The organism is Lysinibacillus sp. UBA5990, from assembly GCF_002429815.1.
Lineage (GTDB): Bacteria > Bacillota > Bacilli > Bacillales_A > Planococcaceae > Lysinibacillus > Lysinibacillus fusiformis.
On record NZ_DJAY01000011.1, the window covers coordinates 286,586 to 312,767 of the forward strand.

The window sequence follows — 26,182 nt, forward strand, 5'->3', positions numbered from 1 at the left end:
ATAATAAAGACATTAACAATCAACATTTCTTCGAATGAAAAAAGCCTTGGTAGATAAATGTAGTAGATTTATAAATAAAAAGCTATGTAGCTGATCAAGATATCAGTAGTTGATGACAGCTTGAATCTTATGTGTCAGTAGTGAAGAACCGAGACCTTAGAAATCAAAGGGTCGCGCAAATGGGTTCCTGAAAAATATGCTGCAGACGGCGAATGAAGTAAACAACATGATGTTATAATCTACTTGCATGAATGCGAGGGCATAAATGATGCAGACAATTTATTTGATAAAGGTTCAATAATCTTGTAAGATTGTTGCTTGAATAGGGGTGAAACATATTGTTCAAATTTAATGATGAAAAAGGCAATTTAAAATGCTCATTCTGTGGAAAACCACAAGAACAAGTGCGTAAATTAGTAGCAGGTCCTGGTGTGTATATTTGTGATGAGTGTATTGAGCTTTGTTCAGAAATCGTTGTAGAGGAACTAGGTGTAGAAGAGGAAATCGAATTCCAAGATATCCCGAAACCAAAAGAGATTCTAACGATTTTAGATGAGTATGTAATTGGACAAGAGCGTGCTAAAAAAGCATTAGCAGTTGCGGTTTATAATCACTATAAACGCATCAATACAAACAGTAAAATTGATGATGTTGAACTGGCAAAATCGAACATTGTGTTAATCGGCCCAACTGGTAGCGGTAAAACATTATTAGCTCAAACGTTAGCACGTATATTAAATGTTCCATTCGCTATCGCGGATGCTACTTCATTAACTGAAGCAGGATATGTGGGTGAGGACGTTGAAAATATTTTATTAAAGCTAATCCAATCAGCAGATTATGATATCGAACGCGCTGAAAAAGGTATTATCTATATTGATGAAATCGATAAAGTTGCACGTAAGTCAGAAAACCCATCTATTACACGCGATGTTTCTGGCGAAGGCGTTCAACAAGCACTTCTTAAGATTTTAGAAGGAACTGTTGCAAGTGTTCCACCACAAGGTGGCCGAAAACATCCTCATCAAGAGTTTTTACAGATCGATACAACCAATATTTTATTCATTGTTGGTGGAGCGTTTGATGGCATTGAATCCATCATTAAACGTCGCCAAGGTGAAAAAATAATTGGATTTGGGTCAGATCCGAATATAGTGGACGTAGATGAAGGTTCTATCATGTCTAAGTTGATTCCTGAGGATTTACTGAAATTTGGTCTAATACCAGAGTTCATTGGTCGATTACCAGTACTTGCTAGCCTAGAGCAATTAAATGAAGCGGCACTAGTACAAATTTTGACGGAGCCTAAAAATGCGTTGGCTAAGCAATATCAGAAAATGCTTGAACTAGACGGTGTTGAGCTTGAGTTTGATGAAGGTGCGCTTGCGGAAATTGCGAAGGAAGCAATTGAGCGTAAAACAGGTGCGCGTGGTCTTCGTTCAATAATTGAGTCAACGATGCTTGATGTAATGTACGAACTGCCTTCACGTGAAGACGTTAAAAAATGTATCATTACTGCAAAAACAATTACGGATAAAGAAAAACCGAAATTGCTTCTTGAAGATGGCACTGAACTCGATGAAGGTAGCGACACAAAAACTTCAGCATAGCGTATAGATTTGGCTGTCTACCGTTATGAGATAAAGAGTAATTAGCTGACTTCGATTGTGCAATGTTCGCACATATCGACAGTCAGCTTTTTATTCATTCTTACATATTGGCCGACTGACTTGTAGAAATTTTTGGCTCGTTTCAATAACTAGTGTGAATCAGTTTTTTAAACACATACTAGTAGCGCGGGAATTGAACATGAAAATTTTGACGGAGGTGAATACCCGCATGGTAACTATACAAAAAACAACAAATGTACCATTATTACCTTTACGTGGACTTTTAGTATTCCCATCGATGGTGTTACATATTGATGTGGGTAGAAATCGTTCTGTAGCAGCGCTAGAACAGGCAATGTTAGAGGACCAGATGATTTTATTAGTAACACAAAAGGAAATGCACGATGAACAGCCAGAAGAACAAGATTTATACGCGATTGGTACAATGGCTTATGTCAAACAAATGTTAAAATTACCAAATGGTACATTGCGAATTTTAGTTGAGGGAGTTGCGCGTGCATCTTGGAAAAACTATCGTGCCTTAGAAAATTATACATTTGTTGATATCGACGTAAAAGAGGATTTGTTAGGTAAGGATGTAGAAACGCAAGCTTTAATGCGTACATTATTAACGTATTTTGAAAAATATGCTAAGTCCTCTAATAAAATAACAGCTGAGACCATCAACACTGTGGCGGATATTGAGGAACCAGGACGTTTAGCAGACATTATTGCATCACATTTACCATTTAAAATTGCAGATAAGCAAGAAGTGCTGGAAATGCTGAATGTGAAGAAACGACTAGATCACTTAATTATTCGTTTGCACGATGAACAAGAAGTACTCGATCTAGAAAAGAAGATTAATTCAAAAGTAAAGCAATCGATGGAGCGTACGCAAAAAGAATATTACTTACGTGAACAGATGAAGGCTATCCAAACCGAGCTTGGGGACCGTGAAGGAAAAACGGGTGAAGTAGCAGAGTTACGTAAATCAATTGATGCGTCAGGAATGCCTGAGTCAACAAAAGAAGTGGCTCTGAAGGAATTAGATAGATATGAAAAAATTCCAGGTGCTAGTGCTGAAAGTGGCGTTATCCGAAATTACATTGATTGGCTTATCTCGTTACCTTGGACAAATGCAACTGAGGATCGTATGAATATTGATCATGCTGAGAACATTTTGAATCGTGATCATGATGGATTAGAAAAAGTTAAAGAACGGGTTCTTGAATATTTAGCTGTCCGTCAGCTGAAGAATTCACTTCGTGGACCGATCCTTTGCTTGGCGGGACCACCAGGAGTGGGGAAAACATCATTAGCTCGCTCCATCGCGGAAAGCTTAGACCGCAAATTTATTCGTATTTCATTAGGTGGGGTTCGTGATGAATCTGAAATTCGTGGGCACCGCCGAACGTATGTAGGAGCTATGCCAGGTCGTATTATCCAAGGAATGAAAAAGGCTGGTACCATTAATCCGGTATTTTTATTAGATGAAATTGATAAAATGTCTAATGACTTTAGAGGAGATCCTGCTGCAGCAATGCTAGAAGTTTTAGACCCTGCGCAAAACAATACATTTAGTGATCACTATATTGAGGAAACATATGATTTATCCAATGTCCTATTTATTGCCACTGCCAATGATTTAAGTAGTATCCCAGGACCATTGTTAGATCGTATGGAAGTAATTTCTATAGCGGGCTATACAGAAATTGAAAAAGCGCAGATTACGAATAACCATTTAATTCCGAAGCAATTGAAAGAACATGGCTTGAAAAAGTCACAAGTTATTATTAAGGATGAAGCAGTAATTGATATTATTCGTTATTATACACGTGAGGCTGGAGTACGTGGTTTAGAACGTCAAATTGCTACGCTTTGTCGTAAAATTGCCAAGATAATTGTCTCGGGTGAGAAAAAACGAGTAACGGTTAACTCAAAATCATTACAAGAATTGCTTGGTAAACATCGTTTCCGTTACGGACAGGCTGAAAAGGAAAATCAAATAGGTGTTGCAACTGGCCTTGCTTACACAACAGTTGGTGGCGACACATTACAAATTGAAGTATCCTTAACACCTGGAAAAGGGAAATTGCAATTAACAGGTAAGCTGGGAGATGTCATGAAAGAATCAGCTCAAACAGCCTTATCCTATGTGCGAACAAAAATGGAGAAACTTCAAGTAGATCCAGAATATTTTGATACACATGATATTCATATTCACGTTCCAGAAGGCGCTGTCCCTAAAGACGGGCCATCTGCAGGTATTACAATGGCGACAGCTATTGTCTCTGCAATTCTAAACCGACCGATTCGCAGAGAAGTGGGGATGACAGGTGAAATCACATTACGTGGTCGAGTACTACCAATTGGTGGTTTGAAAGAAAAAACATTAAGTGCTCATCGTGCAGGATTAACAACTATTATTTGTCCAAAGGATAATGAACGCGATATAGAAGATATTCCTGACAGTGTCCGTGAGCAACTTACATTTAAACTAGTGTCATCGGCAGATGAAGTATTAGCCTATGCACTGGACGGAGGTATTTAGAAAAATGAAAGTCCATAATGTCGAAATGGTCATTAGTGCGGTAAGACCAGACCAATATCCAGAAGATGGACTGCCAGAATTTGCATTAGCTGGTCGTTCAAATGTAGGGAAATCTTCCTTCATTAATCGAATGATCGGACGTAAAGCTTTAGCGCGTATTTCGTCTAAACCTGGTAAGACACAAACCCTGAACTTTTATAAAATCGAAGAACAATTATTTTTTGTAGATGTTCCGGGCTATGGTTATGCAAAGGTTTCGAAATCAGAGCGTGAAGCGTGGGGAAAAATGATTGAGCGTTACTTTACAGGGCGTCAAGAATTAAAAGCAGTTGTACAAATTATTGATTTGCGTCATCCTCCAACAGCAGATGATCGCATGATGTATGATTTTTTAAAGCATTATAATATTCCTTGCATTGTGATTGCAACGAAGGCAGATAAAATTCCAAAAGGTAAATGGGATAAGCATAAAAAAATTGTCAAAGAGACATTGGAGATGGAAAAAAATGATCCACTTATTGTCTTTTCTTCAGAATCAGGCCTTGGTTTTGAAGAGGCTTGGCGTACTATCGAAAATAGAATGTAAAAAAAAGCATCTATTGGTTCTAATGAATTAGGACTGTAGATGCTTTTTATTTTTCTTATGAAGGTATGGAGAAAGTTGGAGAATATGCTTGAGAAATAAAAAATTTTGCCGATAAGGTAGATAGGAGGTGGACTGTATGGATATAGCGGCTTTATCGATAGCAATGAATCAAGCGACACTTATGCAAAACGTATCTTTGGCTGTAGCAAAACAAGCGATGGATATGCAACAGCAAAACACAGAACAATTAGTTGAAATGTTAGATGCTCCACATCCGACAGCCGGACATACAATTGATGTTCAGGTTTGAGCAGGCAAGGTAGCTTTAATTGAAAGCTACCTTTACTTTTAAAGTTATTGTTTGATAGAAATTGTAACTTTTTGAATGAGAAAAACTACCAATAATACGATATACTATTCATGACTAAAATTTAGCAAGGAGGCAGAATTTTTGAAAAAGATTTCATACATATTATCGATTATGTTACTGATGGTTCTAGTTTTTTCCTTTAACCAAACAGCTAAGGCTGCCCAATTAGTAACTGGTACCTTTGTTGATGTAACATATTCAGAATATACAAAGCCAGATGGCACGATAGAAAAGCAGCTGAGTAAAGTGACATTGCAAAATGATCGGGGCCGTTCTGTAACCTACAATATTAGTAAAAACACTCGCTTATTTATTAATAATACGTCCACAACTATAGAAGGTTTTAAAATGGGCATGGAAGTGGAAGCTGACATTTCTTTAAGAAGTGTTGTGGAACTACGAGGTAAATCTAATATACCTACAGAAACGAATGTTCCATCAACTGGAGGCAATAGTACAACAATTGCTGGTGTCGTAACGAGTATCGATCCTAATGGATTATTTATTATGGTTAAGTCAGATGTTGGTGCAGAGACTACTTACTATATTAATAAAGAAACCGTTTATCAAAAAAGCTCATCAGCAACGGATATCAGTGCACTGTATGTTGGAGATCGAATTAAATTGAGCTTGAAAAATAAAAATACTTCTATTGTTACAAAAATAGCGATAAGTGAAACGGGTACTCTTGTAGAAAACCTATATAAAGGCGAAATACAAGCAGTTAACCCTAATGCCAATAAATTAACTGTCAAAAACCAGCATGCTTTTGTTAACTGGCAATTTGGCTCTCAAATAACTGCAGACCTTTCAACAATGCCTTTTACTTCCAAGGTACCGATATATGTGGGAAATACTAAGGTAGAAAAAGGTCAACTGAAAAATTATATTGGTAGTGAAGCTTACTACGCGACTGTAAAACAATTTGGGAAAGAGGTTATTGAGAAAATTGTAGTATTGAAAAATAATGAAAGAACTTATTATGAACCAATGCTATCTGTTGATACAGATTACAATCTATTAAAACTTAAAACAGCGGGCTCAATGTATTTCCATAATGGAACTATTTTAATCCGTAATGGGCGTTTAATTGAACCAACGGGGCTTATGGCTTATGGTACAGCATTTGTAATTACGGATGGTGCTGCTCGTGATCACTATGCACAGGTAGTGCAAGTGACAAGTGATAGCTTTATGTCTCCAAATTTAGCTGGTCATGAATTATATTATGGACGATTATCTCAAGCTAATGGATACCTTATAGAAATTGATGATGCTATGAAAATAGAATCCAATGTTTTCAAGAAAACAGATCGTACAGTTCTGTCGGTTAGTAATTCAACAAAGGCAAAGGTAGATGACGGAAATAAAACATATAATGTCATGCCTGATATTGAACTTTATTTATCTGAAGGTGATTATGGTTACTTCTATGTGAAGGATGGACATGTACAAGCACTTCATATTTTAGATAATGCCAAACCTGTTGCACCATTAATGCTTACAGGGAAGTTACAATCTGTGAAATCGACGTATCCTGCAGTTATAAACGTTAAGAGTGTTAGTCAATGGCAAAATGGCCGTTGGTATGAAGCAGGTGAGATGATTAATATGAATATTGATCAAGCGACACTGATAAAAGCAGGTAAAGTGATTCAGGCATCTGATTTACAGCCATCGGATCGTTTAGTTGTATTATCAGATCGATTTGTAAAAGGACATTTTATTTTAGTAGATTAATGTAAATAACAAACTAAAATCTGCGAGTCTAATGCGAATAGTATTAGCAAAAAGGCGATATATTCATGAGCTAAAAAGGATACCTTCGCTAGGTCTTATGGGCTAAATTGTCAATACTTTCGAAAGATAAGCAGATTTTTGTTTTAGAAATTATTAAAACTGGCTTCATGATGCACTTTATGCATAGTGAAAGAGAGGACAAGCGCATGCAAAAACATTGGTCAAAATTAGTGTTAGTCATTCTGGCTATATTTGTAATTAGTTCGATTACGCCATTCCATGTATCTGCTGCTTCATTAGAAACAACAGGTGCCGTAAAAAATGAATATACATATGAGGAAGCGGTATTCCTTTCTGGAGCACCCGTTATTTTTAAAGGGACAAGTAAAGATATTAAAATTTCACAAAAAGAATCAAAGGGCAAACTAACTGAAACGTATAGCATGAAGTTAATGGGGAGCAATGGCGCTACATTAACAAGAAACATTGCCTATGAGTCAGATGTTGTGGATTATGCAAGTATTGGTCAAAAAACTTCTAATGGAGAGGTTAAGAAATACACAGAAAAAATTACAATTGGATCAATTACTTATTCTTTAGTGGATTATCAATTTTCCCAAGGAACTGTTACAGATAATCGAGCAGCTTCAGATTATTACTCGGGGAATGTTATTTCAAGAAAGACTTATGCCTTTGAAACTGGCAAAGGGAAAAATGCAGTTCAAAATACTGTAACAATTGATACGGATAGTAGACATGCAGGCTATGAAAATTTTTGGGGAGCAACTGAAACACAAATTACAGAGTCTGTTTATTCTTTTAGCGACGGCAAGACTAGCCATGTAAAAAACCGTTTATCTACAAGTAAATCCCGTGTCCTTAATTACGAGGAGAATTTAGGTACTCTAGGAAGCTTTGAAGGTGGCTATGCGGTAGTCAGTGAAAAAGATGTTATCTCGGAGTACACTTATAATTTATCTTCTGGACAAAAAGGTACACTTGATTTAGATACAGAATATATGCCAACTATAGAGCGTCTTATTATTCCTAAATTCCGTGATTTAACAAGTCATTATGCGAAAGAAGCAATTGAAAAGCTTTATTCACTAGGTATCTATTCAGATTCAAGTAATTTCTTCTCTCCTAATACGCCAATGAAACGCATTGACTTTACTACAGCCATTGGTAAAGCGGTGGACTTACGTGTGTTTGAAGAAAAGAAATCAAAAAAAGCACCTACTACAAGTGTTTTTAAGGATTTAAAACGTACTCTTAAAGACTATTCCTACATTGAATCAGCTTTAAATAAAGGGATCATTAAAGGCGTTTCTGCAGATTATTTCATGCCTGATGGTGCCATCACACGAGCACAGGCTGCGACTATTTTTGTTCGTGCCTTAGGACTGGAAAACAGAGCGCCAAATCCTGGCTATTTAACAAAATTTACGGATGACAATCAAATTCCAAACTATGCAAGAGACGGCATCTACATCGCCAATGAGCTTGGATTTATGATTGGCGATTCTGCCCGACGTTTTAATCCAAATAAACCTCTGACTCGTGCAGAAGCTTCTGTTGTCCTAGAACGATTCTTGAAATATTTGGAAGATGATTTAAAACAAAATTATCGTGATGACATATTGTTCTTTAACTAAAGAAAGGACTGAACAACCATGACATATGTAAAAAAAGCAGTGCTCACTACGCTGTGTTTCATGCTTCTTTTGATGACAGCAACACCTGTTGTTACGCAAGCAGCTACAACAATAAGAGATGTTCCGACGAATAGTAGTAATTATAAAGCTATTTCTTGGGCTGTTGATAATGAATTGATGTCTTTGAACAATGCCAATAACTTTTTACCGAATGAGCAAGTGACAGATCGAGAGCTTGTCCTCATGTTTGCCAAGCTAGATCGTAACTACGTCTTATCTTATACGGATAGTGTTGCCTATAACTTTTATAGCGATTTTTATTTACCGTTTAATGGGACACATGTAAATGCTAATCGATCCAAAGCTGTTACTCGTGGTCAATTTGCACAAATTTATGCTGCTTTTAAAGGATTGGATTTAGATGAGCCACAGGCAGTTCAATATTTATATTCAAATGATTTATCGACAAGTAGTTCAGCCAAAAAGACATTTGCAAGCTTTAATCCATCAACAAAACTAACGCGCGGTGATGTCGCTACATTCTTTTACAGAGCAGTTCAAAATGGTAATTTTGCTGTACAAGGGTTAAAGCGTAGTGCAGCTGGACGTGATAATGATACTATTACCTTGCCGCCAGGATTCATGGGCTCCAATAGTGCGGATTTTGAAGAGCCAAAGGATAATACCAATGATTTTACGGGTCCTGAGTATGTTAATAATGCCTTGCAAAGTATTGTAGTGGAAAAACCCGATTTAATTGCAAATGGAGTGGATTCCACACTAGTGACTGTATCGTTAAAGGCATGTAATGGCGACCCGATTGCGGATGATAAATCTTATACATTCCGAGTAACGTCTAGTTACGGTACGATTATCGATACTTCTGGTGAAGCGGTTAAAACCGTCCAATCTGATGGTTCGACTGTGTCAGCTATTGTTGTAGCACCAAAATTAACAAAATCTGGACGTGATACAATTTCTTTTGAACTAGTTAATAATACCGATCCAGCAATGAAGTGTCTCGTGGGGGAGAAATTAAATGCAGAAGTGCGTTATTCACCACAACCTGAATTACGTATTGATTACCAAGTATACGATCCTACCAATACGGATGATGATAATGGTAGTGTGACACCGCCGTATGTCCCATATGAAAAATTGCCAGAGTTCTTCACACAAAACTTAATTGATGTGTACTCGCCAATTCCATTTAAGTATGATGGGGATAAAAAATTATTTAGTATTGGGCAACAAACAAATGTAACAGACGCTTTAGGCAATGTACAGAATGTCTATTTACGTTATGGTGGATCAGATCCTAGATATCCAGCTCTAGGTTATGAGAATGCTATTTTACAATTCGAAAACTACAATATTTCTGTTTACCTTTTTGAGGAACTTTTAAATCGTCGTTTAGATAACTCTGTAACATCGCCAGCCAAAACAGAAATTATGTATATGATTTCAGAAGATGGTCGTCCGATTTATCGTGTTCAAGGGATTGATGATGATATCGCCTCACAGGTAGAAAACATTAATCCAGTTGGAGCTATCATCCAGCTTATGAACCATATGCCGGAAGAAAAAAAATTGACACTAGAACATTATGATAGTGTCATGAAAATTTATTCTATCTTTACAAACTTAAGTAATTATGATCGTACGGTATTATTAAAATATCAAGGCGGGAAGTTGCTTGGACAAGTAGAGGCTTATAAAAAACGAGTAGAGGCATTGAAAGAAAGTGCTGATGCTGCCTCTAGACCATCAGGCAAAGATCGCTATACAAAAGTCATGGTCACTTTAGTTCGCCCTGGTGGAGAACCAGTAACAGATTATCAAGGAACAGTCAAAATTAAATATGATGGAGTGGAAAAAACAGCTTCATTTATAACGAATACTTCAGATCCATTGAATAATACGGGTAGTCCAGGTACGGCTGTTGCGTACTTTGATTCCATTATATATGGAAAATCTAAAGTAGAAGCAACCCTTGTCAATCCAATAGACCCTCGCTATGCAACGATTTTGAAGGGGTTAAAAGATAAAACAGTGATGAAAGATATCTTCACTAATCCATATTTCAGTAAAAACTCGTGTTCATTAGCAACAGAAATTGCTTATGTAGTGGATTATTCTTCTTCTATGAAGGCTGTTGATCCAACCAATTATCGTGGCAAAAAAATGATTGAATTCATCAATCAATTGAAGGCGAAAAATAACATTGTCATCGAGACTAACACGAAAGCAACAATTCTTGGTGAGGGTACTACAGACGCTGTATTGAAGAAAGACCTCTATAAAGCATCTAAAGATAAAGGTGCTACGGATATTTTTGCAGGCATTGATATTGCATTAACGAAATTCTCAAACGATACGAAAACGGCTAAAGCTATTGTGGTTGTATCTGATGGGAAAACAAGTAAATCAAAAATGACAAAAGTGATCAATGACGCGAAAAAGCAAGGCGTTAAAGTATACACTGTAAGTATGGGCAAGAAATCACAAATAAACGATGCTACGTTAATGCAATTGTCTACAGAAACAGGTGGAGCTTATTATCATGCGCTTGATAATTTACAATTGCATCAAGTGTTCCAAAAGTTGATAGATGCTATTTTATGTAAAACTCCAGCATCAAGCTGTATCAACCCGGATGATTTATTTGAAGAAGCAACTGTGTCATTACGAAAAGGCTATCTTACAATGAGTGCTCGAATCGATGGTAATTGTCCAAACGTTGAGAAGATTAATGTACGTTATAAATCGATTAGTGGTGATGTACAATTCGAATTACAAAAACGCAGTGATCATGTGTTTATGTTAACGAAAACAGTACAAACTATGCAGGACTTTAAAGTTAATAATGAAATTGAGTTTATCGCATACGATAAAGATGGAAATATTATTGCGATGAAAACTGTTTCCATGACCAATTAATGATAAAAACTGCCTCCTTATGCGGGGCAGTTTTTTAATTTGAAACAAAGCGTATAATTTGGTACACTTAGTTTATAATAATTCTAATGTAGATGACAGAATGCAGTTCTTCATGACATGTTCACAAATTATAGATGAACTATTGTCGAACTGTGCTATAATGAAATTTGTGAATTAGAACGTGTGAGGTGTTATTCATGCATACCATCGTAGTAGGCTTGAATTATAAAACAGCGCCTGTTGAAATAAGAGAGAAGTTATCATTCATTGAGAGTGAACTACCTCAGGCAATGGAAGCGCTGCAAAAGCAGAAAAGTATTTTAGAAAACGTTATTGTTTCGACATGTAACCGTACAGAAATTTATGCTGTTGTGGATCAATTGCATACTGGACGTCATTTTGTGAAACAATTTTTAGCTAATTGGTTTGACTTGCCTGTGGAGACATTTTCTTCGTATTTAACAATTCGTGAAGAAGATGAGGCAGTCGAACATTTATTTAAAGTGACAGCTGGAATCGATTCAATGGTTCTAGGTGAAACACAAATTTTAGGGCAAGTAAAAAAAAGCTTTTTAAGTGGACAAGAGATTGGCACGACAGGAACGGTTTACAATCAACTATTTAAACAAGCGGTAACATTTGCAAAGCGAGCACATAATGAAACAGCTATCGGCGAGAATGCGGTATCAGTTTCTTATGCAGCAGTAGAATTAGCAAAGAAAATTTTTGGCTCTTTACAACGCAAACATGTAGCTATTCTAGGTGCAGGAAAAATGGGGGAGCTTGCGATTGAAAACCTCTACGGCAGTGGAGTAGGAAAAGTAACAGTAATTAACCGTACGTTTGAAAAAGCGGAAACCCTAGCCGCTAAATTCCATGGTCAAGCTAAATCAATGAAGGAATTACAGTGCTCCTTATTAGAAGCAGATATTTTAATTACATCGACTGGTGCAACTGATTATGTCATTGATTATGAGCTCATGCAATTCGTGGAACGTTTACGTAAAGGAAAACCATTATTTATGGTAGATATCGCTGTTCCTCGTGATATCGATCCACGTGTTGGCGATTTACCAAATGTTTTCTTATATGATATTGATGATTTACAAGGAATTGTCGAAGCTAATTTAGCTGAGCGTGAACGCGCTGCTGCTGATATTACGGATATGATTGGGCATGAAGTGATCCAATTTAAAGATTGGGTGTCAACGCTTGGTGTTGTACCTGTCATTTCTGCATTACGTAAAAAAGCAAATCGTATTCAAGAAGAGACAATGACTAGTATAGAGAATAAAATGCCAGATTTAACGGAACGTGAACGTAAAATTTTAAGTAAACATACAAAATCAATTATTAATCAATTGTTAAAAGAGCCAATCTTACAAGCTAAAGAAATGGCTAATTCACCAAAAGCAAATGAACAGTTACGTTTATTCCAACAAATTTTTGGTATAGAAGAAGCTGTGGAAGCTGAAGTTCAAGAGATGACGAAGCAAGAGCTTGAGCGTAAAGAACGCGCACAGGCAACTCAAACTTCTGCTGAACCAAAGTATTCTTTCTAAATTATCTAATGCGTTTTGTACACAGAAGTTGTACGAAGTGGTTTTGCGCTATTGGATTCTCTACTGATATTACATGAGGCGTTTTCGTATCTGTATGGTAAACTTAGGATACGAAAACGTTTTTTGTTTTCTTACTTATAGCTGTACAATTTCAATACAAAGAAGGGATGTCTATTGGCTGATTTGACCATGACAAGGCTATATGAGGTGATGATCGTCTTGTATGCGATCAGTCTAGTTTTTTACTTTACTGATTATTTTTATAAGCAAGTACGAGCAAGGCGCATTGCTTTCTGGCTTGTTTCATTTGTATGGATGATTCAAAGTGCCATTATTATTTTAACGTTTGTGGAAACAAAACGCTTTCCGATCTTATCATTGTCAGAGGGGATTCTCTTTTACTCCTGGTTACTTGTGACGTTATCCATTATCCTGCATTGCATTGCAAGAGTAGACTTACCGGTATTTATTATAAATATATTAGGGTTTTTGTTTGCTAGTATATTTACATTTATGCCTAAACGTCCTACGGGAACTGTCGGAGATACATTAATTTCGGAAATGCTTTTTATTCATATATCATTTGCGATATTGTCATATGCAGCATTCACATTAACATTTGTGTTTGCCATTTTATATCTAGTTTTATATCGATTACTGAAGAAGAAAAAGTGGTCCCATCTATGGACAAGACTGCCATCTTTACAGCAAACGAGCAACTGGATGAATGTATCATTCTTTATTGGGATCCCGATGTTATTTATAAGTTTAATATTAGGGTTTGAATGGGCATTATTAACATTAGAGAGTCTTTCGATTTTCGATGCGAAGATCATAGGATCCTTCATTATTTTAATTTTGTATTGCTTTATCTTATATGTGAATCGCAAAAGCAAGCTGATAGGTACAACTTATGCTTGGGTACATATTTATGCCTATTTATTAGTTGTTGTGAACTTCTTCTTAGGAAGTAGTTTATCGCGATTCCATTTATGGTATTAGAGGAAAGGTTGGAGACTGTTGAGAAAAATTATTGTAGGTTCTAGGAGAAGTAAGCTAGCACTAACGCAAACAAATTGGTTCATTAATGAATTAAAGGCTGCTGGTGCTCCATTTGAATTTGAAGTAAAAGAAATCGTGACAAAAGGTGATCAAATTTTAGATGTACAGCTTTCAAAGGTAGGGGGAAAAGGATTGTTCGTTAAAGAAATTGAACAAGCCCTTTACGATAAAGAGATTGATTTTGCTGTCCATTCTATGAAAGATATGCCTGCTGTATTGCCAGAAGGTTTAGTAATTGGCTGTATTCCTCCACGTGAAGATGCACGTGACGCATTTATTTCGAAGGGACATGTTAAATTTGCTGATCTTCCTGCAGGAGCTGTAGTCGGGACAAGTTCTTTACGTCGTAGTGCACAGCTATTAACAGTACGTCCTGATCTTGAAATTAAATGGATTAGAGGAAACGTTGATACACGTTTAGCTAAGCTTGAGACCGAAGAATACGACGCGATTATTTTAGCAGCAGCCGGTTTAAAACGACTTGGTTGGAGTGAAGATGTTGTCACTGAATTTTTATCAGTGGAAGATTGCTTGCCAGCCGTAGCACAAGGTTCTCTTGGTATTGAATGCCGTGGAGATGATACCGAGTTACTAGCTGAGTTAGCTAAATTAACAGACCAATTAACATGGCAAGAGGCGCATGCAGAACGAGCATTCTTGGCGGCTATGGATGGTGGGTGCCAAGTGCCAATCGCTGGCTATGCCACATCAAATGGGGATGAAATTACTTTAACAGGCCTTGTTGCTGCACCTGATGCATCAGTTGTGTATAAAGAAACAGTAGTTGGTTCAGACGCACAAAAAATGGGGGAAGAGCTGGCTACTATTTTAACGAAACAAGGAGCTTTCGATTTAATTCAACGTGTGAAGGCAGAGCAAGATGCAAAATGATTTACCTTTAAGAGGTAAAACGGTACTTTTAACAGGTACATCTAAAACAACAGCTATTGTAGATGATATTGCAGCTTTAGGCGGCCATGCAGTAATTGCCCCATTAATTGAAACATGCGAACGTATGGACAACGATGATGCAAAACTGTTGAACAGTGCGCTTCAATTTGACTGGATTATCTTTACGAGTCAAAATGCAGTAGATGCCTTTGCTAATAAGATGGAACGGTATCAATTAAGTGCCGAAAATTTCCAATCGAAAATTGCTTCCATTGGTACAAAAACAACAACAGCGTTAGAAAATCTAGGATTTCAAGTGAGCTTTATGCCTTCCATATTTAGTGCCGATATTTTCGTCAAGGAATTTCCAAGTATAGCTGGCGACCATCCAAGTTGTCTGTTTATTCGTGGAGAAAAGGCGAAAAGTACGTTGAAGGATGGACTGCCCTTTAATTTGAAAGAATGGACAGTTTATGAAACGGTAGAACGACAAGATCAAACAACAGCTATTATTAATTGCATTCATCACAATGAGGACGTCACAGTGATTTTTGCTAGTCCTTCAGCTGTTGATGTATATGCAAAAAGTGTAGCAGTACATGTTGGGTGGCAGGCAACAAGAGTTGCAGCCATCGGCCATATTACGGAAGCAGCTCTTGAACAATACGGTGCAACTGTGGATATCATGCCAAGTGTATATACAATGCAAGCAGTCATCGAAGAATTAATGAAAGTAGGGGACAAATCATGACAAAACTACAATTTCAAAGACATCGTCGTTTGCGTGCCAATGCAACGATGAGATCAATGGTAAAAGAAACATACTTACATAAAGAGGACCTGATTTATCCTATTTTTGTAATAGAGGGCGAAAATATTAAAAATGAAGTACAATCTATGCCTGGTGTTTTTCAATTTTCATTAGATAAGCTAGAAGCAGAAATTGATGAAGTTGTTGCTTTAGGAATCCCAGCTGTAATTTTATTTGGTTTACCAGCTGAAAAAGATGCTGTTGGAACTGGTGCATTCCATGATCATGGTATTGTCCAAGAAGCTACTCGCTTAATTAAAACGCGTCACCCTGAGCTTTTAGTCATTGCGGATACATGCTTATGTGAGTTTACGGATCATGGTCATTGCGGCTTAATTGAAGGCGATCAAATTTTAAATGACCCTTCATTAGATGTTTTAGCTCGTACAGCAGTATCACAAGCAAAGGCAGGCGCAGATATAATTGCTCCATCTAATATGATGGATGGTTTTGTTGCGGCGATTCGTGCTGGGCTTGATGAAGCGGGCTATGAACATATTCCAATCATGTCATATGCTGTGAAATATGCGTCAAGTTACTATGGCCCATTCCGTGACGCGGCAGATGGTGCTCCACAATTTGGTGATCGTAAATCATATCAAATGGACCCATCAAACCGTTTAGAGGCATTCCGTGAGGCAGAATCTGATATCGAAGAGGGGGCGGATTTCTTAATTGTTAAGCCTGCGCTAAGTTATTTAGATATTATTCGAGATATGAAAAATAATTATCCATTACCACTTGTTGCGTATAATGTTTCAGGTGAGTATGCGATGATTAAAGCAGCTGCTATTAATGGTTGGATTGAAGAGAAAAAAGTTGTGCTTGAAACATTGTTAGGCATGAAACGTGCAGGTTCTGATTTAATTATTACGTATCATGCAAAAGATGTTGCACGTTGGTTGGAGGAGAAATAAATGACACGTTCTTACGAAAAATCAAAACAAGCCTATGCTGAAGCTGTTCAGTTAATGCCAGGTGGGGTGAACAGCCCCGTTCGTGCATTCAAATCAGTAAATATGGACCCAATTTTCATGGAATCAGGCCATGGGGCTATCATTAAAGATATTGATGGTAATGAATATATAGATTATGTATTATCTTGGGGCCCACTTATTTTAGGACATACACATCCAGAGGTTGTCAAAGCAATTGCTGAAACTGCGGCAAAAGGCTCTTCCTTTGGTGCACCAAGCTATACAGAAAATCGTTTAGCTCAATTAGTGTTAGATCGTCTTCCAGGCATGGAAATGATTCGCTTTGTTTCTTCGGGAACAGAAGCTACTATGTCTGCATTACGTGTAGCACGCGGTGTTACAGGTCGGGATAAGATTTTAAAATTTGAAGGCTCTTATCATGGCCATGGTGATTCATTACTAATTAAAGCAGGATCTGGAGTTGCCACACTGGGTCTTCCTGATAGCCCTGGCGTACCAGCAGATATCGCTCGTAATACGTTAACTGTAGCCTATAATGATTTAGAAGGCGCTAAAGCTGTTTTCGAAAAATTTGGTGCAGAGTTAGCTGCAGTTATTGTAGAGCCTGTTGCAGGGAATATGGGGGTTGTACCTCCACAATCAGGTTTCTTAGAAGGTTTACGCGAATTAACAACTACACATGGTGCGTTATTAATCTTTGATGAGGTTATGACGGGCTTCCGTGTCGATTATGGCTGTGCACAAGGTTATTTCGGAGTTACACCTGATTTGACGACGTTAGGGAAAGTAATTGGCGGCGGCCTTCCTGTAGGAGCGTTTGCTGGTACTAAAAAAATTATGGAGCAAGTAGCACCAGCTGGACCAATTTATCAAGCAGGTACACTTTCAGGGAATCCATTAGCTATGACAGCAGGCTATGAAACGTTATCACGTTTAGATCACAATACTTATGAATACTTTAAACAACTAGGCGATCAGCTAGAGGCTGGTTTCCGTGAAGCGGCGACGAAATACAATATTCCTCACACTGTTAATCGTGCCGGTTCTATGATTGGCTTCTTCTTTACGAACGAAGAGGTAATTGATTTTGCAACTGCTAAATCATCGGATTTAGCCTTATTTGCTGAATACTTCCACTTGATGGCTGAGGAAGGAATTTTCCTACCACCGTCTCAGTTTGAAGGGTTATTTATCTCTACTGCACATACAGAGGAGCATATCGCAAAAACAGTTGATGCCTTCCATAAAGTATTTGCACAATTAGCTAAGTAAAATTGATAGGGCATGCTAGAAAAAAATCTAGCATGCCCTTTTTTAGATATAAGTTAGAAGTCATTGTAGTACTTGAGCAATAAAAGATCAAAAAAGGAAATATAGCATATATTAACTACCAAGGACAATCATCTATACTGGATGAAGGACCTGTTTTCGTCAAAATTATATCTTTCAGCATAGCCAAAATGTGGACGATATCGTTTATAATATAGCTATTCATAAAAGAAAGTAGTGAATTGATATGGCAACAGGCACACATACGGTCGAAGTACCCGTAGGAATTGAACATGTATGGGATTTCGTCAGTGATATGGAAAAATGGGCAAAGCTTGTCCCAGGTTATAACACACATGAAATGATTGATGACAAACATTCAACATGGACTTTTAAAGGAAATGTTGGAGTTCTGAAAAAAACAGTTGAAGTAGAAATTATTATTTTAGAGTGGGTATCCCCGTCCAAAGTGACATTTGAACTTAAAGGTCTCTCGGATAATTTTACAGGAAATGGCTATTTCCTTGCAGAAAGCATCGATGCTGAAAACACAAAAATGACAGGCTTCTTAGAAGTTATTGCTGGAGGATTAGCTGGTCCTGTTTTAAATCCAATTTTCAAACCGATTGTACCAAAGGCAACACGAATGTTAACAGATCGCGTAGCGAATAAAATTAAATTAGTACATGTGTAATGGATGTAAGTACATTCCTAAAAATGGCATGCTAGAAGTAATGTTCTAGCATGCCATTTTTATATGAATTTCCTCTTTTTTTATACGGTTGAATAGGAAGCTTTCTAGCATACTATCCCCTCATAAGTCATATGATGCAAAGGGAGGGATTATTATCGAACATAAAACTTGGAATATGAGTGAAACATTTTGTTTTCCTGGGTACGGCTGCCCAACAGAAATAGCAGCTGTACAAATTAAGCCACAATGGCAAGCAATGCAGTTAGAGGATTCACTTCGACTAATAGGCATATATCATATCACCGCACATGTACGCTTCGATTTTCAAAATATGCAAGCTTATACAGGCGATGAAAATTTAATTTCGATTGATGCCTTAGATGTCCAAGGAGATACAGGTTATTTTGAGTATGCCGTGCCATTACATGTCGATTTACCAAAGGAATCAGACCTTAAGGATATAATGGTCAAAGATATTCGCCCAAGCTTGACGAATCAGAAATGTCAGCTTGAATGGACAGTCACTAGCATCTTTAATGAATATGAGCCAGTTGTTGAAAATGACCATTTGTTAGAAAATCAGTCCTTTACTGCCAGTGCCTTTGAACATGAAGAGACACTTGCTGTACCAGAAGAAAGCATGCAAGTGAAAAAACAAACTACCGCAGTAGTAGCAGCTTCACACCAAGAGAAGACTACAACAGTTGACCAAAAAACAATTTTGAGAGAATCCTCAAGTCATATTGTTGTACGTGAATCCAGCTCTTGGCATGAAGTGCCTTCCATGATTTGGGATCTAACTGAAGAATATACACCGCTTAAAGTTCGTGTATCAAATGATGTCTTTCAAAAGTAAATAGCTGAGAAGTAGCAAGAGTAATAAGAAAACTAAATCACCGGATGTTGGAACAATAATGACACGGATAAACTGAAAACAACAAATCGGCACAATAATCGTTCTACAGTAAAAACGAACTTGCCTAATCCAAGGTGGTAAAAGCCAGGGGTTATACTTGCGTCGACGCATTTGAATATTCACTTCCTTTTCTATTTACTTTACTCTTATTAAAAGATGACTAAATCACTTGAAAAATTACACGTTTTTGCGGTACAATAAGGAAAATCAAATACAGATGCTATGATAGGGAAGAGTAAATTGTGTTTACATTTTCAGAGAGGAAACGGTAGCTGAGAAGTTTCTATTTGTACTTAATTGAAGGTAGCCCTTGAGCAGCTTTAGTGAACTAACAGTAGTTAAAGCCGGTTAAACACCGTTACCGAATTAAGAGCCAGTAGATAAGGCTGAGAAATGTACTCGATGATCATTTCCTTAACCGCTGCTGGAATTAAAGGTGGTACCGCGAACTAAAACTCCTTCGTCCTTTTAGACGAGAGGAGTTTTTTTATTTGGTAAAGTGATTACTTTATCAATAGTCTTCAAACATTAGGAGGAGTCAATATGACAGAAAACATTTCAATGCCAACTAAATATGACCCACAGTCCATTGAAGCCGGTCGCTACGAATGGTGGTTGCAAGGGAAATTTTTTGAGGCACAGCCAGAAAGCGGGAAAGAACCCTATTCAATCGTTATTCCACCACCGAACGTAACAGGTAAATTACACCTTGGTCATGCATGGGATACAACTTTACAAGATATCCTCATTCGTATGAAACGTATGCAAGGATATGATGCACTTTGGTTACCTGGTATGGACCATGCAGGTATTGCTACACAGGCAAAAGTAGAAGCAAAGCTACGTGAGGATAATATTACACGTTATGATTTAGGACGTGAAAAATTCCTCGAAAAAACATGGGAATGGAAAGAAGAATATGCTGGGCATATCCGTGATCAATGGGCAAAGCTTGGCCTTGGATTAGACTACACACGTGAGCGTTTCACACTTGATAAAGGTCTTTCGGAGGCAGTTAATACAGTTTTTGTTCAATTATATGAAAAAGGCTTAATTTATCGTGGTGAACGCATTATTAACTGGGATCCGGCTGCTAAAACTGCATTGTCTGATATCGAGGTTATTTATCAGGATGTGCAGGGTGCCTTCTATCATATGAAATATCCTTTAGCTGATGGCTCAGGATATGTAGAAGTAGCGACAACACGTCCTGAAACGATGCTTGGTGACTCTGGAGTAGCTGTTCACCCGAAAGATGAACGTTATCAGCATTTAATTGGTAAAACAGTTATTTTACCGATTGTAGGTCGTGAAATTCCAATTGTAGCTGATGACTATGTTGATATGGAATTTGGAACAGGGGTTGTAAAAATGACGCCTGCCCATGATCCAAATGACTTTGAAGTTGGTAATCGTCACAACCTTGAGCGTATTCTTGTGATGAACGAAGATGGCACAATGAACGAACTTGCTGGCAAATATAACGGTATGGATCGTTTTGAATGTCGTAAGCAAATTGTTGCTGATTTACAAGAAGCGGGTGTGTTAATACGCATTGAAGAACATATGCATTCAGTAGGGCATTCTGAACGTTCTGGTGCTGTTGTAGAGCCATATCTTTCAGCACAATGGTTCGTTAAAATGCAACCACTTGCAGATTCTTCATTAGAGCTTCAAAAAGACCAAGAAGGTAAAGTAAACTTTGTTCCAGCTCGTTTTGAAAACACTTATTCTCGCTGGATGGAGAATATTCGTGATTGGTGTATTTCTCGCCAATTATGGTGGGGCCATCAAATCCCGGCTTGGTACCATAATGAAACCGGTGAAATTTACGTAGGAAAAGAAGCACCGGCTGATGCAGACAATTGGACACAAGATGAAGATGTGCTAGATACATGGTTCTCTTCAGCGCTATGGCCGTTTTCTACAATGGGCTGGCCCGACGAGGCAAATGAAGAATACAAACGTTACTACCCAACAAATACACTCGTAACAGGGTATGATATTATTTTCTTCTGGGTATCTCGAATGATTTTCCAAGGTCTTGAATTTACAGAACAACGCCCATTCAAAGATGTATTAATTCACGGTTTAGTTCGTGATGGTGAAGGGCGCAAAATGAGTAAATCACTTGGCAATGGTGTAGATCCAATGGATGTTATTGAGCAATATGGTGCAGATTCATTACGCTACTTCTTAGCGACAGGTTCATCACCTGGTCAAGATTTACGTTATACTACTGAGAAAGTAGAGGCTGTATGGAATTTTTCCAATAAGATTTGGAATGCTTCACGTTTTGCCCTTATGAATATGAATGGAATGACATACGATGAAATCGACTTAACTGGTGAAAAGTCGGTTGCTGACAAATGGATTTTAACACGCTTAAATGAGACGATTGAACGTGTAACATCTCTGGCAGAGCGCTATGAATTTGGTGAAGTTGGTCGTGAACTTTACAATTTCATTTGGGATGATTTCTGTTCTTGGTATATTGAAATGGCAAAATTACCACTTTACGGTGAGGATGAAGCTGCTAAAAAGACAACTCGTTCTATTTTAGCGTACGTTCTCGATCAAACGATGCGTTTATTACATCCATTTATGCCATTCATTACCGAAGAAATCTGGCAACACTTACCGCATGATGGAGAATCAATTACAGTGGCTGCATGGCCGACAGTACGCTCGGATCTTCATTTTGCTGAAGAAGCAGATAATATGAAGCTCCTAATGGATATTATACGTTCAGTACGTAATATTCGTGCGGAAGTAAACACGCCAATGAGCAAAAAAGTACCGTTATTTATCTCTGCAAAAGATGCTTCAACAGTGGCAGTGCTTGAAGCGAATAAAGCTTATTTAGAGAAATTCTGTAACCCAGATACGTTAACAATTGGTGAAGCCTTAGAGGCACCAGGTCAATCGATGACAGCAGTTATTACAGGTGCTCAAGTTTTCCTACCGCTTGTTGGGCTTATTAACTTAGAGGAAGAAATCGCTCGTCTTGAAAAAGAATTAGAGAAATGGGCAAAAGAAGTGAAGTTAGTGACAGGTAAGCTTTCAAATGAAAAGTTCGTATCGAAAGCACCTGAGGCATTAGTAAATGTAGAACGTGAAAAATTAGCGGATTATGAAAGTAAGCACGAGGTTGTATTAAAACGTTTAGAAGAATTAAAAAAGATGTAATAGTAGAGCAATGGATGACGATAAAGTCATCCATTGCTTTTTTTTATACGGGGCAAAAGTTATGCATTGAAATGGGTAAAAGTATATAGTAATATTTAGAATAATTAGTCTAATAGTGAGGGAATTTGTTATTATAGTAGGAAACAAAACCTAACGCAATGTTATGTAGATGGAAAAGAAATGGTCTGTAATGGAATCGCTATACCAAAGCAATGGCTTTTTTCGGGTTTATGGTATGAATGGAGATGTGAAAATGACAGGTAATATGACAACCTATATTACGAAAGTCAATAAAGCATGTGATGACTTTGATTTTGTTAGTGCAAGGGTATTGATTGAAACGAATCTATTGAAATTATCAGAAGCGAAATATTATCGTTTATTAAACACAAGTGCGCGTGTGCTTATTAAACATGTATTAGCAAATAGGCAAACTCAACAGGAGTGTACAAAACTATCACGGGCAGATCTGTTAACCATCAATAAAATAAATGAGTATTGCTCAAATTTTGATATTTCAATGTTGAAAAGAACATTAAAAAACTCCTTTGATTTAGTACAACGTTCAGATGTAATGCCTTTATTAAACAATGATGCAAAAATTATTTTGGACAATATGGGTGCTTTGCTAGGGGCCCAACAAGTACATTAACAAAAATACTTATCAAACACGCAGTTGCTAGCTGTGTGTTTTTTCTATTGTTTTGTAATTAATCTATGTTATTAAACGTTACTTGTACTAAAATAGAGATATTGCAGTAAGAGGGAGTGTTTCTTTTGTTTAACACAATGAACGAATGTACGGAATTTATTTTTACACTAAAAGCCGTTGATCATAAACGTGCACCGCTTGTACTAATGAAAGAAGTACTAGCACATTTAGAGAATCCTCACAATAAACTACGCATGATTCATGTGGCTGGTTCAAATGGGAAGGGTTCTACAGTAAATGCCCTTCGAGAAATGCTACAGCATGCTGGGTACCAAGTAGGGGCATTTACTTCCCCGCATTTAGAGCGAGTCAATGAAAGGATGACCATTAATGATGAGCCAATTTCTGATGAACAATTTTTATACTATTTCAATAAACTAGCTAAGATTATAGAAGAACAATATAATGGAGATTTTCCAAGCTTTTTTGAAGTAGTAACACTAATAATGTTTCAGTTTTTTGCCGATCAGAAAATTGATATAGCGCTTATTGAAACGGGGCTTGGAGGGCGTTTAGATGCGACCAATGTCGTGACGCCACTACTAGCTATTATTACAACAATTTCACTTGAGCATACGGCCTTTTTAGGTGATACTTTTGCCGAAATTGCCTCTGAAAAGGCAGGCATCATAAAAAGGGGTGTTCCAGTTGTTGTAGGGGTTAGGAATGAAGAAGCATTAGCTGTTATAAATGAAATGGCGGATGCTCAACAGGCGCCATGCTTCATTTTAGGACAAGATTTTACTGTCTCAGATATTTTACAAAGTACAGACATTCAGCAATTCACGTATGAAACAGCTAATATTGTGATGACTGATATAGCTTTAAAAATGGCTGGTCCCCATCAAATCAATAATGCAAGTCTGGCCATTACAGCAATCCTTGCATTGCGTGAAGAGGGCGCCATTACTATATCAGACTCATCCATTCGGTATGGACTTCAATATGCACATTGGGCTGGCCGCTTCGAACAATGGCCTCAAAAGATTGTTTTAGATGGTGCCCATAATTCTGAAGGGACGGCGGCACTTATCCAAACACTCAAAAAGGTATTTCCAAAAAGCCATTATCGTTTTGTGTATGCAGCATTAGCAGATAAGGATCACGCAAATAGCATTGCACTAATGGATGATGTTGCAACGTCAATTACTTTTACACAAATCAATCTACCTAATGCAATGCCTGCTGAAGACTTAGTCGTGTTATCAACGAATGCCAATAAATCGTCCTATAAGGATTGGTTGGAATCGGTACAAACTGTATTACGTGAAAGAGCTGAAGAGGATGTTGTGGTGATTACCGGCTCTTTATACTTCATTGCGGGTGTTCGCCAGTGGCTACAGGAGGAAGGGCGATGATACCAGGATTTGATCATTATAAAAAGAAATGGGCTGTCCACAGTGATGATGTCATAAAACCTGGTCTTGTGGCGATGGAGAAGGCTTTGTTATTAGTTGGGAACCCTCAGCACAACTTACATGTCGTACACTTGGCTGGCACAAATGGGAAGGGCTCCACATTAACCTTCCTTGAGGCTATCGCCAAAGAACATGATTTACGTGTGGGCAAATTTATGTCACCCTGTATAGTCGATGTGCACGACCAAATTCAAATAGATGGTCAACCTATTACCGAAGCTGATATGGATGTTGTTTTTCGACAAATGCATGCCGCTGGTTTAAGCGGGAAACTAACAGATTTTGAACTTTTGACTGTAGTAGCATTTTTACATTTTGTGAATTATGAAGTTGATATTTCCTTAATTGAAGCAGGGATGGGGGGATTATTGGATAGTACGAATGTGGTAACACCTATCGTATCCATAATCCCTAGCATCGCTTTAGAGCACACAAAATTTCTAGGCGATACAATCGACAGTATTGCGCGTCATAAAGCGGGCATTATTAAACAAAATCGCCCTGTCATTATTGGTAATTTGCCAGAAGATGCGAAGCGGGTTGTTTATGCAGAGGCTGCTCAAAAAAAAGCCGCAGTTTTTGAAATAGGTAATCATTTTTCAATACACTCAGTGGGTGAAGGAGAATGTTATAGAAATGACGAACAACATGTCCAATTCTCCCATCTAACACGTACAATGAAAGGGACTCATCAGGGCGATAATATGGCACTTGCTATTACAGCATTCCTAGAAGTGACAGCATTTCTTAATGTGCCTGTGAATCAAACAGCAATTCAGAATGCTGTGAAACAAGCGGCTATTTTAGGCCGCTTTGAAGAAATCATACCATTTGTGATTGTCGATGGGGCACATAACCCGGCGAGTGCTGAAAAATTAGTAGAAACGATTAAGGGTGAGTTTCCTGGAGAGCGAATCACATTTGTTGTGGGGATATTAGCAGACAAAGATGTTCAACAAATTCTTCGCCTGTTAGAGCAAGTTAGTGATGAATTTTATTTCGTTGATTTTGATAATCCACGAGCAATGACTGCACAAAATTTGCTGGAGCTTTCCAAAGCGACATCTAAAAATATCTTATTGGATTATGCACAATTTTTACAGATGCAATCAGACAGCAAGCAAAGAACGATCGTATCGGGCTCATTATATTTATTAACGGCAGTAAGAAATAGCTTAAAAGTATGAAATGACTAGGACCCCTAATAGGAAGTCCTAGTTTTTTTTATGGATGTATGCCGTTTTTGTTATGAATCAAATCTCAAT

General features: G+C 37.6%; 19 protein-coding genes and 1 other annotated feature. All 19 genes read left to right on the forward strand.

The window, feature by feature from the left end:
* Nucleotides 1-338 precede the first annotated feature (338 nt).
* The 19 genes from clpX to B3D94_RS08975 all read left to right on the forward strand — a co-directional run bounded on the left by clpX (nucleotide 339) and on the right by B3D94_RS08975 (nucleotide 26,104).
* The gene (clpX, locus tag B3D94_RS08880) at nucleotides 339-1,610 is read left to right on the forward strand and encodes an ATP-dependent protease ATP-binding subunit ClpX (RefSeq protein WP_008180649.1); all 1,272 of its coding nucleotides are present in this window, start codon (nucleotides 339-341) and stop codon (nucleotides 1,608-1,610) included.
* Between the two features lie 229 nt (nucleotides 1,611-1,839).
* Nucleotides 1,840-4,164, forward strand: a complete 2,325-nt coding sequence (gene lon / locus B3D94_RS08885) for an endopeptidase La (protein ID WP_069482224.1) — start codon at nucleotides 1,840-1,842, stop codon at nucleotides 4,162-4,164.
* Between the two features lie 4 nt (nucleotides 4,165-4,168).
* Nucleotides 4,169-4,750 carry a ribosome biogenesis GTP-binding protein YihA/YsxC gene (gene yihA / locus B3D94_RS08890; RefSeq protein ID WP_054609155.1) on the forward strand — a complete coding sequence of 194 codons (582 nt, stop codon included), beginning with the start codon at nucleotides 4,169-4,171 and terminating at the stop codon, nucleotides 4,748-4,750.
* Between the two features lie 136 nt (nucleotides 4,751-4,886).
* Entirely contained in the window at nucleotides 4,887-5,060 is a 174-nt protein-coding gene (locus B3D94_RS08895; RefSeq protein WP_083244723.1) for a YjfB family protein, read from the forward strand.
* Between the two features lie 141 nt (nucleotides 5,061-5,201).
* Nucleotides 5,202-6,860, forward strand: a complete 1,659-nt coding sequence (locus B3D94_RS08900; protein ID WP_069482222.1) for a DUF5666 domain-containing protein — start codon at nucleotides 5,202-5,204, stop codon at nucleotides 6,858-6,860.
* A 206-nt stretch (nucleotides 6,861-7,066) separates the two neighbouring features.
* Nucleotides 7,067-8,515: an S-layer homology domain-containing protein gene (locus B3D94_RS08905; RefSeq protein WP_069482221.1), complete on the forward strand. Its 1,449-nt coding sequence runs from the start codon at nucleotides 7,067-7,069 to the stop codon at nucleotides 8,513-8,515.
* 18 nt (nucleotides 8,516-8,533) lie between these two features.
* The gene (locus B3D94_RS08910; RefSeq protein ID WP_291756788.1) at nucleotides 8,534-11,455 is read left to right on the forward strand and encodes a VWA domain-containing protein; all 2,922 of its coding nucleotides are present in this window, start codon (nucleotides 8,534-8,536) and stop codon (nucleotides 11,453-11,455) included.
* 197 nt (nucleotides 11,456-11,652) lie between these two features.
* Nucleotides 11,653-13,017 (forward strand): glutamyl-tRNA reductase, encoded by a 1,365-nt coding sequence (hemA, locus tag B3D94_RS08915; protein ID WP_069482219.1) that lies wholly within the window; start codon nucleotides 11,653-11,655, stop codon nucleotides 13,015-13,017.
* 174 nt (nucleotides 13,018-13,191) lie between these two features.
* The gene (locus tag B3D94_RS08920; protein ID WP_036119291.1) at nucleotides 13,192-14,019 is read left to right on the forward strand and encodes a cytochrome C assembly family protein; all 828 of its coding nucleotides are present in this window, start codon (nucleotides 13,192-13,194) and stop codon (nucleotides 14,017-14,019) included.
* A gap of 18 nt (nucleotides 14,020-14,037) precedes the next feature.
* Complete coding sequence (gene hemC / locus B3D94_RS08925) at nucleotides 14,038-14,970, forward strand: hydroxymethylbilane synthase (RefSeq protein WP_069482218.1); 933 nt, start codon at nucleotides 14,038-14,040, stop codon at nucleotides 14,968-14,970.
* The gene (locus tag B3D94_RS08930) at nucleotides 14,960-15,721 is read left to right on the forward strand and encodes a uroporphyrinogen-III synthase (protein WP_069482217.1); all 762 of its coding nucleotides are present in this window, start codon (nucleotides 14,960-14,962) and stop codon (nucleotides 15,719-15,721) included. Before hemC ends, B3D94_RS08930 begins: the two co-directional genes overlap by 11 nt.
* On the forward strand, nucleotides 15,718-16,698 hold the full coding sequence (gene hemB / locus B3D94_RS08935; protein WP_291756803.1) for a porphobilinogen synthase: 981 nt from the start codon (nucleotides 15,718-15,720) through the stop codon (nucleotides 16,696-16,698). The genes B3D94_RS08930 and hemB overlap by 4 nt, the downstream gene beginning before the upstream one ends.
* Nucleotides 16,699-17,991, forward strand: coding sequence for a glutamate-1-semialdehyde 2,1-aminomutase (gene hemL / locus B3D94_RS08940; protein ID WP_069482215.1), 1,293 nt, complete (start codon nucleotides 16,699-16,701; stop codon nucleotides 17,989-17,991).
* 244 nt (nucleotides 17,992-18,235) lie between these two features.
* A complete protein-coding gene (locus tag B3D94_RS08945; RefSeq protein WP_069482214.1) occupies nucleotides 18,236-18,682 on the forward strand; it encodes a CoxG family protein in 447 nt (148 codons plus the stop codon).
* Nucleotides 18,683-18,857: 175 nt separating this feature from the next.
* Entirely contained in the window at nucleotides 18,858-19,538 is a 681-nt protein-coding gene (locus B3D94_RS08950) for a valyl-tRNA synthetase (protein ID WP_069482213.1), read from the forward strand.
* A 273-nt stretch (nucleotides 19,539-19,811) separates the two neighbouring features.
* Nucleotides 19,812-20,069 (forward strand) — a binding site (T-box leader).
* 72 nt (nucleotides 20,070-20,141) lie between these two features.
* A complete protein-coding gene (locus B3D94_RS08960) occupies nucleotides 20,142-22,787 on the forward strand; it encodes a valine--tRNA ligase (protein ID WP_069482212.1) in 2,646 nt (881 codons plus the stop codon).
* 253 nt (nucleotides 22,788-23,040) lie between these two features.
* On the forward strand, nucleotides 23,041-23,439 hold the full coding sequence (locus B3D94_RS08965; RefSeq protein WP_069483398.1) for a hypothetical protein: 399 nt from the start codon (nucleotides 23,041-23,043) through the stop codon (nucleotides 23,437-23,439).
* A gap of 137 nt (nucleotides 23,440-23,576) precedes the next feature.
* Entirely contained in the window at nucleotides 23,577-24,857 is a 1,281-nt protein-coding gene (locus B3D94_RS08970) for a folylpolyglutamate synthase/dihydrofolate synthase family protein (RefSeq protein ID WP_349679800.1), read from the forward strand.
* A complete protein-coding gene (locus B3D94_RS08975; protein WP_069482210.1) occupies nucleotides 24,854-26,104 on the forward strand; it encodes a bifunctional folylpolyglutamate synthase/dihydrofolate synthase in 1,251 nt (416 codons plus the stop codon). Before B3D94_RS08970 ends, B3D94_RS08975 begins: the two co-directional genes overlap by 4 nt.
* Nucleotides 26,105-26,182: the final 78 nt, after the last annotated feature.

Coding starts and splice junctions, on each gene's coding strand:
- lon (WP_069482224.1), top strand. CDS start 1,840: ATGGTAACTATACAAAAAACAACAAATGTACCATTATTACCTTTACGT.
- yihA (WP_054609155.1), top strand. CDS start 4,169: ATGAAAGTCCATAATGTCGAAATGGTCATTAGTGCGGTAAGACCAGAC.
- B3D94_RS08895 (WP_083244723.1), top strand. CDS start 4,887: ATGGATATAGCGGCTTTATCGATAGCAATGAATCAAGCGACACTTATG.
- B3D94_RS08905 (WP_069482221.1), top strand. CDS start 7,067: ATGCAAAAACATTGGTCAAAATTAGTGTTAGTCATTCTGGCTATATTT.
- B3D94_RS08910 (WP_291756788.1), top strand. CDS start 8,534: ATGACATATGTAAAAAAAGCAGTGCTCACTACGCTGTGTTTCATGCTT.
- hemA (WP_069482219.1), top strand. CDS start 11,653: ATGCATACCATCGTAGTAGGCTTGAATTATAAAACAGCGCCTGTTGAA.
- B3D94_RS08930 (WP_069482217.1), top strand. CDS start 14,960: ATGCAAAATGATTTACCTTTAAGAGGTAAAACGGTACTTTTAACAGGT.
- hemB (WP_291756803.1), top strand. CDS start 15,718: ATGACAAAACTACAATTTCAAAGACATCGTCGTTTGCGTGCCAATGCA.
- hemL (WP_069482215.1), top strand. CDS start 16,699: ATGACACGTTCTTACGAAAAATCAAAACAAGCCTATGCTGAAGCTGTT.
- B3D94_RS08945 (WP_069482214.1), top strand. CDS start 18,236: ATGGCAACAGGCACACATACGGTCGAAGTACCCGTAGGAATTGAACAT.
- B3D94_RS08950 (WP_069482213.1), top strand. CDS start 18,858: ATGAGTGAAACATTTTGTTTTCCTGGGTACGGCTGCCCAACAGAAATA.
- B3D94_RS08960 (WP_069482212.1), top strand. CDS start 20,142: ATGACAGAAAACATTTCAATGCCAACTAAATATGACCCACAGTCCATT.
- B3D94_RS08965 (WP_069483398.1), top strand. CDS start 23,041: ATGACAGGTAATATGACAACCTATATTACGAAAGTCAATAAAGCATGT.
- B3D94_RS08970 (WP_349679800.1), top strand. CDS start 23,577: ATGAACGAATGTACGGAATTTATTTTTACACTAAAAGCCGTTGATCAT.
- B3D94_RS08975 (WP_069482210.1), top strand. CDS start 24,854: ATGATACCAGGATTTGATCATTATAAAAAGAAATGGGCTGTCCACAGT.